This window comes from Streptomyces sp. NPDC058274 (genome assembly GCF_042881375.1).
Classification (GTDB): Bacteria; Actinomycetota; Actinomycetes; order Streptomycetales; family Streptomycetaceae; genus Streptomyces.
In genome coordinates this window covers 19,481-34,903 of sequence record NZ_JBHVXW010000006.1, presented here as the reverse complement: position 1 = coordinate 34,903, position 15,423 = coordinate 19,481, and the positions used below count along the sequence as shown (strand labels likewise).

Below are 15,423 nucleotides of genomic sequence, written 5' to 3'. Positions count from 1 at the left end.
CAATTCCGGCCGCCGACGGCCGCGAAACGGGGAGTCGTCAGCGCATGAAGGCAGAGGTCATCGCTGCCTCTCGGCCGTTGCGAAACGCCGGGCCGCCCGGGTGCGTCAGCTCACGCCCGCGCGTCTGCGGCGCCGCACGGCACCCCGGTGGCCCCGGCGGACCGGGGCCCGCCCGTCGAGCTGGATCCAGATCCGCACCTCGGTGCCGCCCAGCACGGACGAGCCGATGCGTACGTCCCCGCCCGTCGACTCCGCGAGACGGCGCACGATGTCGAGGCCGAGGCCGGTCGACCCGTCGTGGCCGGAGCCCTGCCCGCGGGCCATCGCCGCGTCCGGGTCCACGATCCCCGGACCCGCGTCCGAGACCAGCACGATCACCGCGTCCTCGCCGTTGTGCACGTCGACCGCGAAGGCCGTGCCCTCCGGGGTGTGCCGGAAGACGTTGCCCAGCAGGGCGTCGAGCGCGGCGATCAGGTCGGCCCGGGCCACGGGTATACGGACCGGCTGGTCCACGCCCGCGACGCGCACCTTGCGGCCCTCGTCCTCGGCCAGCGCCGACCAGAAGTCCATCCGCTCCCGGACGACCTCGGACGCGTCGCAGCCGGCACCGGTGGCGATCGCCGTGGTCTGCGGCTTGGCCTCCCGGGCCGTCCGGATGATGGTGTCGACCTCGCGCTCCAGCTGGGCGACGGCGGCCCGGGTCTGCTCGGCGGCCGGACCATCACCGAGCGACGCCGTGTTCAGCCGCAGCACGGTCAGCGGCGTCCGCAGCCGGTGCGACAGATCGGCGGCCAACTCCCTTTCATTGGCCAGGAGTTGTACGACCTGATCGGCCATGGAGTTGAACGCGACCGCCGCGAGCCGCAGTTCGGTCGGCCCTTCCTCCGGCACCCGTGCGCCCAGCTTCCCCTCCCCCAGCTCGTGCGCGCTCTCGACGAGCCGCTGCGCGGGCTGCACCATCCGTACGCCGAGCCGGTCGGCGACCGCGACCGAGCCGATGATGAGCGCGACCCCGACCACGGCGAGCACGGCCCAGGCGGTGGCGACGCCGTTGCTGACCTCGGCCTCGGGGACGTACACCTCGACGACGGCTATCTCACCGGAGCTCAGCGCGACGGGCTGGAGCAGGGTGGAGCCGCCGGGCACCTCCGTGGTGGAGGCGCGGCCCAGCTTCCGGGTCGTGCCGATGTCCTTGTCGGCGGCGCGCTGCTTGCCGAGCTCGACGGCGGCCGCGCCGTCGGCGGCCGGTATGTGCACGGCCATCCCGGCGTCCGTGCCCGCGGAGGCGACGACCCGCTGCAACTGGTCCCGGTCGGTGGTGATGGAGAGTGCGGGCGCCACGGCGGCGGCCTCCCGCTCCGCGTTCGAGAACGCCCGGTCGCGGGCCATCTCCTTGATCACCAGCCCGAGCGGGATCGCGAAGGCCACCACGACCATCGTGGTCACCGCCACGCACACCTTGACCAGGGCCCACCTCATCGCGCCCGCCTCATGGCGTCGACTCCGCTCTCGGCGGCTCCAGCTTCACGCCGACGCCCCGCAGGGTGTGCAGATAGCGCGGTTTCGCCGCCGTTTCGCCCAATTTCCTTCGCAGCCACGACAGATGCACATCTATGGTCTGGTCGTCCCCGTACGCCTGCTGCCACACCTCGGCGAGCAGCTCCTTGCGGGGGACGACCACTCCGGGCCGGCCGGCCAGGAAGGCGAGCAGGTCGAACTCGCGGCGGGTGAGGTCCAGCCGGACACCGTCCAGCTCGGCCTGGCGCCGCAGCGGGTCGACGGACAGACCGCCGACCCTGATCACCCGCGACGGCGGGGCCTCGCCCACGACCGCCCGCGAGCGCCGCAGCACGGCCGCCATGCGCGCCGACAGGTGCTCCACCGAGAACGGCTTGGTCAGATAGTCGTCCGCGCCGTCGTTCAGCAAGCGGACGATCTCCGTCTCGTCGTCCCGCGCGGTGGCGATGATCACCGGGACGTCGGTGATCCCGCGCAGCATCTTCAGCGCCTCGGACCCGTCCAGATCGGGCAGACCGAGGTCCAGGATGACGACGTCGAAAGAGAAATGGGCGACCTCGCGCAGCGCCTCAAGAGCCGTGCCGACACTGCGCACGGTGTGCGCGGCATCGGTCAGATGCCGAATGAGGGCTGAGCGCACGAACTGGTCGTCCTCGACCACGAGCACACTTGCCATGGGCGGCACCGTACGCCATTCGGGGGACGGGGGTCCGGCGCCTGTGGACAACCGCGCGTGCGACCCACCCGAGAGACACCGGTGGGGCGCGTGGTGCAGTATGGCCCGCGATGCGCAGAGGTCTCGTACACGTACTGGCTTGGTCGCTCGCCACGGGCGCGGCGGTCACGCTCTCGTGGTGGGGTGTCCACACGGTGATGGCGGGCACGGCCTACGACCCGCCCCGCGCCCTGCCCATCACGGCAGGCGACGCCCCCACTCAGGACGCGAAATCGCTCGCCTCCTCGACCGCCCGCCCCTCGCCCTCGAAGAGCGCCCCGAAGACTCCCGAGAAGAGCCCGAGGCCGAGCGGGACACCGACGCCCTCCGCTCCGGCGAAGCGCAGCCCCAGCGCCGGCAGCAGCACTTCCGGTCAGGTCAAGAGCTACGACACGGACGGCGGGCGGGCCGTCTTCGAGCTCGGCAAGGACTCCGCGACCCTCGTCTCCGCGACGCCGCGTTCGGGCTGGTCGATGCAGGTGTGGAAGACGGAGAAATGGATCCGCGTGGAGTTCGGCTCGGGCGCGGACCGGGTCTCGGTGTTCTGCACCTGGCACGACGGCCCGCCGCGCGTGGAGATCGGCACCTACTGAGCGCGCGGGCCTCCCGCCGTCCCCACGCCTGTCTCCGGCTCAGCGGAACACCGAGGAGGGCGGGGCGGGCGACGCCACCGCCGCCGCGTCCGTGACCGGCACCGCTCCTCCGGTGAAGTCGGCGAGTTCCTTGCCGTGTTCGAGGCGCCCGGGGTGCGGGTCCGAGGCCGCGCGCCGGGTCAGTTCCGCGACCGGGAGCGGCCGGCCGGAGCCGACGAGGACGGCGTTGCCGAACCGCTTGCCGCGCAGCACGGTCGGGTCGGCGATCAGGGCCAGCTCGGCGAAGACGGCCGCGGCGGTGGCGATCTGGCCGCGCAGATGCGCGAGCGGCGGGCCGTCGGCGAGGTTGGCCGCGTAAAGGCCGCCGGGCTTGACGACCCTGCGGACGTCGTCGAGGAATTCGACCGAGGTGAGGTGGGCGGGTGTCCGCGCCCCGCTGAACACGTCCGCGATCACCAGGTCCGCCCAGCCGTCCGTGATCTTGGCGAGTCCTTCGCGGGCGTCCGCCGAGCGCACCCGTATCCGGGCGTTCGGATCCAACGGGAGCTCGCGGCGGACCAGTTGGACGAGGGGCGCGTCGCGTTCGACGACCTGCTGGGTGGAGCGCGGGCGGGTGGCGGCCGTATAGCGGGCGAGCGTGAGGGCGCCGCCGCCGAGGTGCACGACGTGCACGGGTTTGCCGGCCGGGGCGACGAGATCGATGACGTGGCCGAGGCGGCGCTGGTACTCGAAGCTCAGATACGTGGGGTCGTCGAGGTCGACGTGCGACTGCGGGGCGCCGTCGATGAGCAGGGTCCAGGCCCGCGCCCGGTCCCGGTCGGGTATCAGCTCGGCGAGCCCTCCGTCGACCGGCTCGACGACGGCTTCGGCCGCCGACTGCCCACGCCGCGCGTTCCGCGCACTCCTCGGCTTTCCCATCCCGCCATTATCGGGGCCTACGGGCACGTCGGCCCGGCGGCGCTTTTCGGGGTCGGCGGCAGCCGGGGTCCGGGGCGGCAGCCGGCAGGAACGGGACGGGACAGGGAGCCGGAGTCAGCGGCAGTTGTCGGCGGCTTCGATGAGACGGGCGGCCTCTCCGAGCGCCTGCCGCAGCACCGCCGGATCCGTCGCCAGGTCCGCGTCCCCGGGCGGGAGCAGCCAGTCCGAGCCCGCGACCGGGGACTGGGGGGCGAGGCTGATGCCGCGGCCGTTGGTCTGCGTACAGGTGCTGCCGGGCACGTCCCAGGCGTCGGCGGTGCCGGGCGGCACCAGGAAGCCGAGGGTGTCGCAGCTGTCGTCGTGCAGCACCGGGCCGACGGAGTCGCAGGAGCCGCGGCGGAGGATGTCGACCGCTTCCAGGCCCTGCCGCGCCGGGACGGTCACGAGGTCGCACTCGGCGACCGGCTGTGGTGGGGCGCTGCACTCCGCGGTCGGCACATGCCGCGCCGTCGACAACGCCGTACGGAATTCGGTGGTCTGCGTGATCTCCATCCCGGCCTCCAACACGGAACCCTCCTCCTGACGAGTAGGTCGGGAGTTCGGGCGGCTCCCGGTCCACCGGGTTCAACGCGCCAGAACGTCAACGGCTACGGCGGAACTCCGCCGCAAAGGATGGCAGTTCATGGCAGATCGTGGATGAGATATCCGGTTTGTAGCCAAACCCAGAGTGGCGACGCCGTTACAGCAGGTACGTTCTTGCTCGCCGGCAACAAGGCACCAACAGTGCAGCAACAGGACAACTCGCCTTGAATCCGGCATGGTTCGACGGTTCGCATGAGAGGGGCCGGCCATGGCGTCGTCAACGGTGACCTCGTCCCACTTCCCCCGGCCGCCACGGCCGAACCTCGCCTTCCGGAAGCTGCGCGGGCAGCGCTCACCGGGCGAGTTCGCCGCGGCGGTGCGACGGGCGGCGCGCGAGATCGGTGAGCGCGTCAGCTGTGACGCGCGTTACATCGGCCGCGTGGAGTCCGGCGAGATCCGCTGCCCCAACTACGCGTACGAGCGGGTGTTCCTGCACCTGTTCCCCGGTCGCACGCTGGTCGATCTCGGCTTCGCGCCCCGCTCGTCGGTACGCGGACGGGGGGCGCGTACGTCGGACGAGGCGCCCCCCGCACACCTCAGCAGCCTTCCGTGCGCCCCGCATGAGACGGCGGGGGCGTGTGACCCGTATGACACGCAAGACACGTGCGACACGCACGAGTACCACGATCAGAACCACGAGGAGAGCGACGTGCAGCGTCGCGCATTCATGACCGGCGGCACGGCCACCGTGGCAGCCGCCTCGCTGGGCCCCTTCGGGCTCACGTTCGGCTCCGCGGCCGCGGCCACGGACGCGGACCGTCCGGTCCACCGGGCCGGTACGCCGGAGGCGGGCGCCCTCGAGGAGGCCGTCCGCAAGATCCGGCTGCTCGACGACCGGCACGGCGCGGACGGTCTCTACCGGCGCGCCGCCACCCCGCTGCGCACCGCCTACGCGCTGCTCGACGCGGGCACGATGCGGCAGACGACCGCCGACCGGCTGTATGCGGGCGCCGGTGAACTGGCCATCTCCGTGGGGTGGCTGGCGCACGACTCGGGCCGGTTCGACGACGCGCGCTCGCACTACGCGGAGGCGCTGGCGACCGCCCGGATGTCCGGGGACCCCGGTCTGGAGGCGCACGCCTTCTGCAACACCGCCTTCCTCGCGCGCGACGCGGGCAGGCCCCGCGAGGCCGTACGGGCGGCGCAGGCGGCCCAGCGCGCGGCCGGCGCTCTGGGCTCTCCCCGGCTGATGTCCCTGCTCGCCCTGCGGGAGGCGGGCGGCTGGGCCGGGCTCGCCGACCGGACCGGCTGCGAGCGGGCTCTGGCCCGGGCCCAGGCCCTCTACGAGCGGGGCCCCTCGGAGTCGGATCCGGAGTGGATGAGCTTCTACGGGGAGGCCGAACTGGAGGGGCTGGAGGCGCAGTGCCGGTCCACGCTGGGCGACTGGCCCCGCGCGGCCCGGCACGCCCGCCGCGCGGCCCATCTCCAGGACCCGCACTTCACCCGCAACATCGCCCTCTACACCGCCGAACTCGCCGACGACCTCGCCCGTGGCGGCCGCCCCGACGAGGCCGCCGCGGCGGGACTGCGCGTACTGGACCTCCTCGACGAAGTCCAGTCCTCGCGGATCCAGACCATGCTCTCGGGCACGGCCCGGGTCCTCCTCCCGCACCGCAGGGCATCGGGTGTGTCGGCCTTCCTCGATCGCCACGCGAGCCTGCCCCGTACGGCGTGACGGGCCGAGGAGTGACGCGTGGATCAGCCCTGGTCCACCAGGTGGCCGCAGTCGTTCCACGTCTCGATGGCGGGCTCGCCGTAGGCCCAGCCGAGCACCGACAGGGAGGTCGGGTTGAGGCGGATGCGGGCGGCGAAGTCGACCGGGAGGCCGAGCCAGCGGGCGCCGATGGCCCGGAGGATGTGGCCGTGGGCGAAGATCAGGACGTCCCGGTCCTCGGCGCGGGCCCAGGCGACCGCCTCGTCCGCGCGCGCGGTGACCTGCTCGAGGCTCTCGCCTCCGGGTACCCCGTCACGCCAGATGAGCCAGCCGGGCCGGATCTCCTGGATCTCGGCCGGGGTCAGGCCCTCGTACGCGCCGTAGTCCCACTCCATGAGTGTGTCCCAGGTGCTCGCCCGCTCGCCGAACCCGGCCAGTTCGCACGTCTCCCGCGCGCGTACCAGCGGGCTCGTGCGCACCTCGGCGCCGGCCAGCGCCTCGAACGGTGCGCGGTACAGTCGCTCGCCCAGCAGTTTGGCACCGCGCCGGCCGCCCTCCAGAAGCGGGATGTCCGTCCTGCCGGTGTGCTTGCCGGCCAGCGACCATTCCGTCTGTCCGTGCCGGGCCAGCAGGATGCGCGGTGCCATGAAGAGGCCTTTCCGGGGAAATGAGAGGCGGATCCCTCCATCATCGCGCACGCTTGCACGGGGCAACCCGCCGGGCGATCTCTGCGTCTTTGACGACCGGGGGCACCCCCTCGGGGGCGAACACATACACCGTAAAGTGGACCGGCGGGCTACGGGCCGCACAACGGCACGTAGATGGGGGAGGGCGTTCGGATGCCGCAGACCGAGACACCAGGCACCGAGGCGATCCCGCGGTCGCGGACGGCCCCGCGGATGCGCTTGCGCTGGTGGACCGAGGTCCCGCTGATCCTGATGGTGTACGCGTCGTACTCGGCGGGGCGGCTGCTCGCCCGCGGTGATGTGTCGAGCGCCGTCGACCACGGTCTGACGATCCTGCGCGCCGAGAAGTTCCTGCATCTGAACGCCGAGCATCCGCTGAACCGTCTCTTCACGCATCATGCCTGGCTCGGCGTACCCGCCGACTTCTGGTACGCGTCGCTGCACTATCTGGTGACGCCCGCGATCCTGGTGTGGGTCTTCCGCTCCCACGCGGTCCGCTACCGCGCGGCGCGCACCTGGCTGATGACGTCCACGTTCATAGGCCTGATCGGCTTCACCCTGCTGCCCACCTGCCCGCCCCGGCTGCTGACCGCGGGCCACGGCTTCGTCGACACGATGGCGCAGTACAGCGACTACGGCTGGTGGGGCAGCCAGGCGAGCGCGCCGCGGGGCATGGGCGGCATGACCAACCAGTACGCGGCGATGCCGAGCCTGCACGTCGGCTGGGCCCTTTGGTGCGGGGTCATGCTGTGGCGTCACGGCCGCACGCCGGCCGCCAAGGTCGCCGGCATCGTGTATCCGCTGTTCACCACGATCGTCGTGATGGGCACCGCGAACCACTACTTCCTCGACGCGGTCGCGGGCGCCGCCGTGATGGGTGTCGGCCTGGCGCTGACCCCGCTGGTGCTGCGGTTCGCGGACGCCGCGAGGAAGCGGCTCGCGGCCCGTTTCGCGCCGGTCGCACTCGCCTCGTGGGGCGCACGGTCCTCAATTGTCAGTGGGGAGTGCCAGACTTCGGCGGGTGAGCGAATTCCCCGACAGCGCGAGCCTCGAGCCGAGCCGGATGTCTCTCCCGCGTCCGCGGACGACGGCGCTCCGGCAGCGGCTCGCTGACCTGCGCGGCCCGGCCGTAGCGCCCAAGGCACTCGACGCCCGCGCCCTGGCCGCCCTCGCCGCGAACCCGGGCTGCGACCGCCGCGCCCTGCTCGACGGCGCGGGGGTCGACAAGGCGAAGCTGGCCGAAGGGCTGGGCTCGCCGTCCGCCTTCGGCCAGTCGCAGTTCGCCTTCATGCGGGGCAACGCGTTCGAGGCACGGGTGAAGGCCGACGGCGGCGCGGAGCTGCTGCGGCTGGTGCACGAGAAGCTCGACCCGGGGGCCGAACCGCCCGCCGCCGGTGTCGTCCCCGACCTCACGGCCGTCGGCCCCGAAGGACGCGCGGCCCGTACGGCGCTCGCGCTGCGCGAGGCCACCGAGGCCGGTGTCTGGACCCTCCTCGACCACCCGATGCTCGCCCTGGACGTCGCGGGCTCCCCCGCCTTCCTGGAGCCGGACGCGGTGGTGGTGCATCCGGACGGCGGCTGGACGGTCGTCGAGATCAAGTCCTTCCCGATGCTGGACGGTTCGGCGGACCCGGCGAAGGTGGGCGCGGCCGCCCGTCAGTCCGCGGTGTACGTGCTGGCGCTGGAGCGCGTCGCCGCCCGGATCGAGCCGGCGCCCGAGGTCCGTCACCGCGTCCTGCTGGTGTGCCCGAAGGACTTCTCCAACCTGCCCACCGCGTCCGCCGTGGACGTCCGCAAGCAGCGCTCGGTCACCCGCCGGCAGCTCGCCCGCCTCACCCGGGTCGAGGACATCGCGGACGCCCTCCCGGAAGGCACCTGCTTCGCCCCGGACCTTCCGGCCGCCGACCTGACGGCCGCCGTCGAGTCCGTCCCGGCGACGTACGCACCCGAGTGCCTGGCCGCCTGCGAGCTGGCCTTCCACTGCCGCGACCGGTCCCGCGCCGAGGGTGCGGTGACGGCGCTGGGGCGCTCCCTGCGCGCCGAACTGGGCGGCCTGACCACGGTCGGCGAGGTCCTGGCGGCGGCCCACGGCGAGGCCGGCGACCCCGCCGATCCGGCGGTGGCGGCCCTGCGCAGAGCGGCCCGACTGCGCGCCGAGGCACTGCGGGAGCACCCGGGCCCCCTGGCCGGCCAGGAGACCCTTCCGGAGGTGGCCCCTTGTCACTGATCGCCGCCCTGGCCCGTCTCGAAGCCGTCAGCAGCGGCCGCGCCCAGCCCGCCGCCACGGTGCGCCACCGCCATCTCTCCGACCGCCCCCTCGTCTTCGTGCCGCTGACCACCGCCGGTGAGGCCGGTGCCCCGCTCGGCGCGCTGGTCGGGACCGAGCGCGAGTCGCCCCGGCTGCTCGTCGTGCCCCAGCCCCGCGACCGCGACCTGCGGTTCGCCTTCCTCGCCGAACTGGCCGACATCGTCCTGCCGTACATCGACGGGTACGCGGACACGGTCGAGGCCGCCGAGCGCACCGAGACCGACCCGGAGACCGGCAAGCGCGTCAAGGTCGAGGTCGAACTGTGCGCGGACGCACCGCAGTTGATCGTGCCGAGCCGCGCGGGCATCGAGTTCGTACGGCTGCTGGGGCGCTCCATGCGTTTCCGGCGCACCGCCGAGCAGGAACCCGAGGCGCCCCATCCGGCGCCGCCCCGGGTGCCGCTGCTCGGACGGTGGCTGACGCACTACGGGGAGCGGGCCCGGGTGCCCGGCTCCTCCCTGCTGCTCGCCCTCTCCGACGTGCTGTCCCGGCACTGGGCCACCGGGCAGAGCAGCCTGGAGGACCAGCACCTGGGAGCGCTGCTCGCCTGGATCGACCCGGCGGCGGACGAGCCGGGCGCGGCGGCGGCCCTGCGCGCGGAACTCCAGCGGGACTCCCGGGGACAACTCGTCTGCCCGCCCGCCGGCCCCGCCACCGATCCCGCCTTCGACAACAAGCTGCTGGCCCCGGCCATCGAGCGCTACGACCGGGCGCGTACGGCGCTGGCGGCGGCCCAGGACGGTCTGGAGGCCGACGACCGGCTCGGCGAACTCACCGCCGCCGAGCGGGAGATCCACGCCCTCGTCGAGAGCCGCACCCGGCCCACCTGGGACGCGGTGTGGCGCGGGCTCGACCTGCTGCGCGCGCTGCCCCCGGGAGCGCACGTCACCGACCGGTGGACCCGCGACCGCTGGTCGTTCACCGGCCACCGCGACCGGATCATCGCGGGCGAGCCCCCGCAGCCCCGTCGCGACGACGCGGTCACCGCGGCCAACAAGCTGGCCACCCGCGAGCGCGAACAGGCCCGGCTGGAAGCCCAGGAAGCCCTGGACGACCCGCTCGTCATGGCCGGACGGCGGCTGAACGGAGAGGCGTTCGCGGGCGAGGTGACGGATGCCGTCATGGCGTACAGCGAGGGGAAGCGGCCCAGCCCCCGTCCGCTGGTGACCGTCCGCACGGACGACCGGCCGCATCTCGGGGAGCGTACGAAGGTCTACCGCTCGCTGGGCGGGAAGCCGCAGGCCGCCGAGTTCGTCGGCTACGAAACCGCCCGGGAGCACGAGGACGCCCCCGGTCTCCTCGTGCTGCGGATCGTCGACAAGATGGGGCGCGGCAAGGAGCCCGAACCGGGCTCGGTGCCGGAGAAGGGGGACCTCGTCTGCTTCACGCTCTTCGAGCACGAGCAGCGCGGTGGTGCCAAGCTGCCCGACCCGGAGCAGACGCCGTGGACCCACGGCGGGCCGCCCGGTGAGGCCGATACCGCGCCCGCCCCCGACCCGGTGACCGCGGAGGACGTCCTGTGACCGCCCTTTCCCCCGCCCCCCTCGACCCCGGGGCGGCCGCCACGCGCGCCACCGACGCGATCCTCCGCGACACGCTGCACGGCACGCACCGCGGGATCGTCGTGGACTCCCCGCCCGGCGCCGGCAAGTCCACGCTCGTCGTCCGGGCGGCCCGCGAACTGGCCGCGGCCGGCCGCCCGTTGATGGTCATCGCACAGACGAACGCCCAGGTCGACGACCTGGTCCTGCGGCTCGCCGAGAAGGACGCCGAACTGCCCGTCGGCCGGCTGCACAGCAGCGATCCCGACCCGTACGACAAGGCGCTCGACGGCCTGGCGAACGTCCGCAAGTCCACGAAGGCATCCGATCTCGCGGGCCTGTCGGTCGTCATCTCCACGGCCGCCAAGTGGGCCCATGTGAAGGACGTCGAGCCGTGGGGGCACGCGATCGTCGACGAGGCGTACCAGATGCGCTCGGACGCGCTGCTCGCCGTGGCCGGGCTGTTCGAGCGGGCGCTGTTCGTCGGGGACCCGGGGCAGCTGGACCCGTTCGCGATCGTGGGTTCCGAGCAGTGGGCGGGGCTGTCGTACGACCCGTCGGCCTCGGCCGTGACGACCCTCCTCGCGCACAATCCCGAACTGCCGCAGCACCGGCTGCCGGTGTCCTGGCGGCTGCCGGCCTCCGCCGCGCCGCTGGTCTCGGCCGCCTTCTACCCGTACACGCCCTTCCGCAGCGGCACGGACCACGGTGACCGGCGGCTCGGCTTCGCCGTCCCGTCGGACGGTTCGGGTCCGGACCGGGTGATCGACGAGGCGGCGGAGGCGGGCTGGGGTCTGCTGGAGCTGCCCGCCCGGCACACACCGCGTACGGATCCGGAGGCGGTCCGGGCGGTGGCCCAGGTCGTCCGCCGCCTGCTGGACCGGGGCGGGGCCGCGACGTCGGAGCGCTCCCCCGATCCGGCCCCGCTGACGGCCGACCGGATCGCCGTCGGTACGGCCCACCGCGACCAGGCCGCCGCCGTCCGTGCCGCCCTGTCGGACCTCGGCGTCGCGGACGTCACCGTCGACACGGCGAACCGGCTCCAGGGCCGGGAGTTCGACGTGACGGTGGTGCTGCATCCGCTCTCCGGGCGCCCCGACGCGACGGCGTTCCACCTGGAGACGGGCCGGCTGTGCGTGCTCACCTCCCGGCACCGGCACGCCTGCATCGTGGTGTGCCGGGCGGGAGTGCCGGACCTGCTGGACGACCACCCCTCGACGGAGCCGGTCCAGCTGGGCGTCACGGTCAAATTCCCTGACGGCTGGGAGGCGAACCACGCGGTGCTGGCACGGCTGGCGGAACATCGGGTGGCTTGGCGGCCGTGACTGCCGCCTGCGGCGCCTGTCCGCAAAGGGAGCGGTCGCACACCCGTTCCGGGGGCCCACTTGCGCGGCCGGGAGACAATGGACGGTGGCCCATCCAGTAGGACGCGCCACCGGAACCGTACGAGGAGGAGAAGACATGGCGGAGCCCACGCCGCGTCGGAACGAACCGCGGCTACGCCCCGCGCCCCTGCTCTTCGAGCCGGCCGAGGCGGCCGGCGACCCGGAGCACTTCTTCGACCTGGAGTCGATCGACGATCCGCGCGCGCTGCTGGCCCGGGCCACGGAGCTGACCCACGCGTTCCGCGCGGCGGCCGACCGTGCGGTCGAGTTCCAGGCCATCGCCGCCGCCCAGCTGGCCGACCCGCGCCGCTTCGACCGGCTCACCCCCGCCTCGATCGCCGAGCGCGCGGAGTGGACCGAGGACTACGCCAAGAAGATGGTCGAGTTCGGCCGCGACCTGCTCCGGGGCGCGGAGGGCAATGGCCACAGCCATGGACATGGGATCAGCGACCACGCGTGAGCCTGCGGCGGGCCGACGGGGGCGGGCCGGGGCCCGGCGGATGACCCCGCCCCACGCGGCCTCCCGCTCGCACGTTTGTTTGGCATATGCCGGACGGGCAAGATACTCCATCCACGTCCCCCTCGTCCCGATTTCCCGCAACTCTTTGAAACGGACCGCTCACCGCCGGTAGATGTAGGTGGCATGAGCAGCACACGGAATCCGGCAGGCACGTCCCTTCACGGCTACGGCGCCGTCGAACCCTCCTCCGACCGGTTCGACGTCTCGGACGTCACCTCGGAGGGGGCCGCCTGGCTCGCCTCGGCAGGTACGTATCCGCGCAGCACGCTCGCGCTCTGGCAGGAGCGGCCCGGCGCCCCGGTCGTGCTGCCCTGCGGCACCGCCTTCGACGTCGTCAACGCCCCCGCGATCTTCGGGCGGCGGATGCTCGACCGGCTCTGGGACGAAGGGCCGGGCTCCGGCCCCGTGGCCACCTACCGCGGGCGCATGCTCCTCTTCGCCGCCCCCGGTACCGCCCAGCGGTTGCCGTCGCTGCTGGACTGGGAGGAATGGGGCTCCCGCGCCGACGAAGGCGCCGGTCACCGCGCCGCGATCCCGCCCCTGCTCTGTCACGGCACCGGCGACGCCGTCACCGTGCCGGCCCTGACCGCGGCCCCGGCTCCCGCGCCCGCCGCCCGGCTCGAATCCCGCTGGCTCGTCGCCCCCGACACCCGCCACCCCTGGCTCCCCGGGCCCGAAATCCTCCTCTGGGCGACGGTCCGCGCAGCCCGCGCGGCCGCCTCCGCGGCGGTGCGGATATCGATTTTTCCTCCCGCCGATCAGGATGCTAAGGTCTACGACGTCAGCAGGCGCCGCTAGCTCAGTTGGTTAGAGCAGCTGACTCTTAATCAGCGGGTCCGGGGTTCGAGTCCCTGGCGGCGCACGCTATCGATAGCGAGGCATGTTCGCGGAATGCGCGAACCGGTCTCGCTATCGTTGTTTTTGCGCGGCTTCGCCGCGCGTTGTGGGGGCTTCGCCACCCACACCCCCATTGCTGTGGCTGGGGCTCAGTTTCGGCTTGCGGGCTGTGGGCTGAGGTTCAGTATCGGCTTTTGCTGCGGCTGGGGCTGGGGCTGGGCTTGTGGGCTTGCGGGCTGTGGCTGAGGTTCAGGTGTCGGCTTTCGCTGCGGCTGGGGCTGACGCGCGGCTTCGCCGGCCCCGGGCGCGTCGGCTGGGGGTAAGCAAGGCGTCGTACACCCGAGGGGTCAATCCGTGGGCCGACCCGTCGTGATCTTGACTGTCCAGGCTCCGGAGACCGTGTGGTCCTCGACCTCGACCCGGACGTTCTCCCCGGGCACCTTGAAGCTCTCGCCGACTCCTACCGGAGCGTCCGCCAGGGGTGGGTACACCGAGTCGTCCCAGCAGCCCTCGGAGTGCGGGTGTGCGTCGACGACCTCGACCGGGCCGCCGCCGGACTCGGTCTCGCTGCGCACCTTGTAGACGAGGACCCCCTGCGTGCAGGTGGCACTGTCGTTGCCCGACGAACCGCGCGCCTCGAACGCGAGTGCGCTGTCGGGGCCGGTGCGGATCACCGCCATTTTCGTTCCCCGCCCCGCTCCGAAGGGCTGCGCGCCCAGGCCGACGGCCGGCATCCCCGGTCCGATGACCTGCGGAGCGGAGCCCACCACCCGTCCGCCGGAGCCGACGGCCTGCGCCCCCGGGCCGATGATCCGCGCGCCGGGCCTGACGGTCCGCGCGTCCGGGCTCAGCACGTCCCCGTCCCTGCCGACGGGTCGGCCCGCCGAGCCGGCGCCCCGGCCACCCGGGCCGGAGGACTGTCCGCCCTGGTCGAGCGGAAGGCCGTCCGAGCCGAAGCGGCCGCCGGCAAGCGCCCCGTCCGCTCCGGATCCCGCGGAGACCGCCGGCGCCGTCGCCGCCGTGTCCGCGGGACTCTGCGACAGCGGCTCCAGGGTCAGCCGGGTGGTGCCGGTGCCCTGCACGCAGGCCACCTGGTGCGGTTCCAGCCAGCCCAGTTTCCACTTGTGCCAGCCGAACAGGTCCGGCGAGAGGCCGAACTGACTGCCCATGAGGTCCCAGTCGCCGACATAGGTGTCCCAGTCGCCCTTGCCGTCCGTCGGACGGTGATAGAGGTCGGGCAGGTCGAAGACGTGACCCGTCTCGTGGGCGAGGACCAGGCGGTCCGGCGGGTGCTTCTCAAAGACCGTGACAACCCGTCGGATCTGCTTGCCGTCGGCCCACATCGGGGTGTCGAGGTTGACGACCTTCGTCGCGTCCGAGTCGACGCCCGGCGCGTCCGGGTCGGCCACGAAGTAGACGATGTCGTACCGCGAGAAGTCGACCTGCCCGTCCGCCGCCCGCAGCGCGTCGCGCAGATAGGCGCCGCGCCGCGCGGAGTTCCAGTCACGCCGTATGGCGTACGAGGTGGAGGGGTGCGGCATCCGGATCCACTGGGGCTGCGGATACGGGCGCAGGGTGAACTTGCCGTACGAGGCGCGCTCGAAGAAGCGGCTGGTCGCCGGGAAGTAGTCGGCGGTGAGCTCCGCGGGTGTCGTCGTCGGGGCCGAGTCGGGGAAGGAGAGGAAGACCAGCACCGCGTTGAGGGGCCGGGTGGGCCGCGGGTAGGCGGTGTTCCAGGTGTCGACGCCCTCCGAGTGGTGGGCCGGCGTGCGCTTCAGGGTGCAGGGGGCGGCGAGCGGTTCGGCGAGCGCGGGGCCGGTGATCAGGGATGTCGCGGCCAGCGCGGTCATCGAGGTGAACACGGCCGCGGTGCTGCGCAGCCGGGGCGCGCCCTCACGGGTGAGGCCCTTCAGAGCATCACGAGTGAGCCCCTTCAGTGGGAGCGGACGCGGCACGTCGACCTCCGGATGCGGTTGTCAGGACACCGCACCCAGCCTCATCTGATTTGTCATACTTTGCCCTGTTTGTCTGCACCAGAAGAGTGAGACGTCCCGACGGCCGACACCCCCGAACACTCACAGAACGTCACAAGCGATCGCCGCAGGA

14 protein-coding genes and 1 tRNA gene are annotated in these 15,423 nt (G+C 73.0%); 9 read left to right on the top strand and 6 right to left on the bottom strand.

Annotated features, from left to right (window positions below; genetic code table 11):
- Positions 1-105: 105 nt before the first annotated feature.
- The gene (locus ACFVYF_RS14425; protein ID WP_389455527.1) at positions 106-1,479 is read right to left on the bottom strand and encodes a sensor histidine kinase; all 1,374 of its coding nucleotides are present in this window, start codon (positions 1,477-1,479) and stop codon (positions 106-108) included.
- A gap of 10 nt (positions 1,480-1,489) precedes the next feature.
- Positions 1,490-2,194, bottom strand: a complete 705-nt coding sequence (locus tag ACFVYF_RS14420; protein WP_389455526.1) for a response regulator transcription factor — start codon at positions 2,192-2,194, stop codon at positions 1,490-1,492.
- A 110-nt stretch (positions 2,195-2,304) separates the two neighbouring features.
- Here ACFVYF_RS14420 and ACFVYF_RS14415 point away from each other — a divergent pair, with 110 nt between their 5' ends.
- The gene (locus ACFVYF_RS14415; protein WP_389455525.1) at positions 2,305-2,826 is read left to right on the top strand and encodes a hypothetical protein; all 522 of its coding nucleotides are present in this window, start codon (positions 2,305-2,307) and stop codon (positions 2,824-2,826) included.
- Positions 2,827-2,865: 39 nt separating this feature from the next.
- On the opposite strand, the gene ACFVYF_RS14410 is transcribed toward ACFVYF_RS14415, so the two are convergent.
- Both ACFVYF_RS14410 and ACFVYF_RS14405 read right to left on the bottom strand, forming a co-directional pair.
- The gene (locus tag ACFVYF_RS14410) at positions 2,866-3,744 is read right to left on the bottom strand and encodes a spermidine synthase (protein ID WP_389455524.1); all 879 of its coding nucleotides are present in this window, start codon (positions 3,742-3,744) and stop codon (positions 2,866-2,868) included.
- A 114-nt stretch (positions 3,745-3,858) separates the two neighbouring features.
- Complete coding sequence (locus ACFVYF_RS14405) at positions 3,859-4,311, bottom strand: hypothetical protein (protein ID WP_389455523.1); 453 nt, start codon at positions 4,309-4,311, stop codon at positions 3,859-3,861.
- A 283-nt stretch (positions 4,312-4,594) separates the two neighbouring features.
- Between ACFVYF_RS14405 and ACFVYF_RS14400 the strand changes: the two genes are divergently transcribed.
- The gene (locus tag ACFVYF_RS14400) at positions 4,595-6,061 is read left to right on the top strand and encodes a hypothetical protein (protein WP_389455522.1); all 1,467 of its coding nucleotides are present in this window, start codon (positions 4,595-4,597) and stop codon (positions 6,059-6,061) included.
- 23 nt (positions 6,062-6,084) lie between these two features.
- Here ACFVYF_RS14400 and ACFVYF_RS14395 read toward each other — a convergent pair whose 3' ends face one another.
- Positions 6,085-6,687, bottom strand: coding sequence for a histidine phosphatase family protein (locus ACFVYF_RS14395; protein WP_389455521.1), 603 nt, complete (start codon positions 6,685-6,687; stop codon positions 6,085-6,087).
- Positions 6,688-6,879: 192 nt separating this feature from the next.
- On the opposite strand from ACFVYF_RS14395, the gene ACFVYF_RS14390 reads away from it, so the two are divergent.
- The 7 genes from ACFVYF_RS14390 to ACFVYF_RS14360 all read left to right on the top strand — a co-directional run bounded on the left by ACFVYF_RS14390 (position 6,880) and on the right by ACFVYF_RS14360 (position 13,342).
- Entirely contained in the window at positions 6,880-7,839 is a 960-nt protein-coding gene (locus tag ACFVYF_RS14390; protein ID WP_389455520.1) for a phosphatase PAP2 family protein, read from the top strand.
- Positions 7,790-8,953 carry a hypothetical protein gene (locus tag ACFVYF_RS14385; RefSeq protein WP_389455807.1) on the top strand — a complete coding sequence of 388 codons (1,164 nt, stop codon included), beginning with the start codon at positions 7,790-7,792 and terminating at the stop codon, positions 8,951-8,953. Before ACFVYF_RS14390 ends, ACFVYF_RS14385 begins: the two co-directional genes overlap by 50 nt.
- A complete protein-coding gene (locus tag ACFVYF_RS14380) occupies positions 8,944-10,557 on the top strand; it encodes a hypothetical protein (protein WP_389455519.1) in 1,614 nt (537 codons plus the stop codon). The genes ACFVYF_RS14385 and ACFVYF_RS14380 overlap by 10 nt, the downstream gene beginning before the upstream one ends.
- Positions 10,554-11,900 (top strand): AAA domain-containing protein, encoded by a 1,347-nt coding sequence (locus ACFVYF_RS14375; protein ID WP_389455518.1) that lies wholly within the window; start codon positions 10,554-10,556, stop codon positions 11,898-11,900. The genes ACFVYF_RS14380 and ACFVYF_RS14375 overlap by 4 nt, the downstream gene beginning before the upstream one ends.
- 136 nt (positions 11,901-12,036) lie before the next feature.
- The gene (locus ACFVYF_RS14370; RefSeq protein WP_389455517.1) at positions 12,037-12,420 is read left to right on the top strand and encodes a hypothetical protein; all 384 of its coding nucleotides are present in this window, start codon (positions 12,037-12,039) and stop codon (positions 12,418-12,420) included.
- Positions 12,421-12,603: 183 nt separating this feature from the next.
- Entirely contained in the window at positions 12,604-13,278 is a 675-nt protein-coding gene (locus ACFVYF_RS14365; protein ID WP_389455516.1) for a bifunctional DNA primase/polymerase, read from the top strand.
- Positions 13,269-13,342, top strand: a tRNA-Lys gene (locus ACFVYF_RS14360). The genes ACFVYF_RS14365 and ACFVYF_RS14360 overlap by 10 nt, the downstream gene beginning before the upstream one ends.
- Before the next feature lie 322 nt (positions 13,343-13,664).
- Here ACFVYF_RS14360 and ACFVYF_RS14355 read toward each other — a convergent pair.
- A complete protein-coding gene (locus tag ACFVYF_RS14355) occupies positions 13,665-15,272 on the bottom strand; it encodes a M6 family metalloprotease domain-containing protein (protein ID WP_389455515.1) in 1,608 nt (535 codons plus the stop codon).
- Between the last annotated feature and the right edge of the window lie 151 nt (positions 15,273-15,423).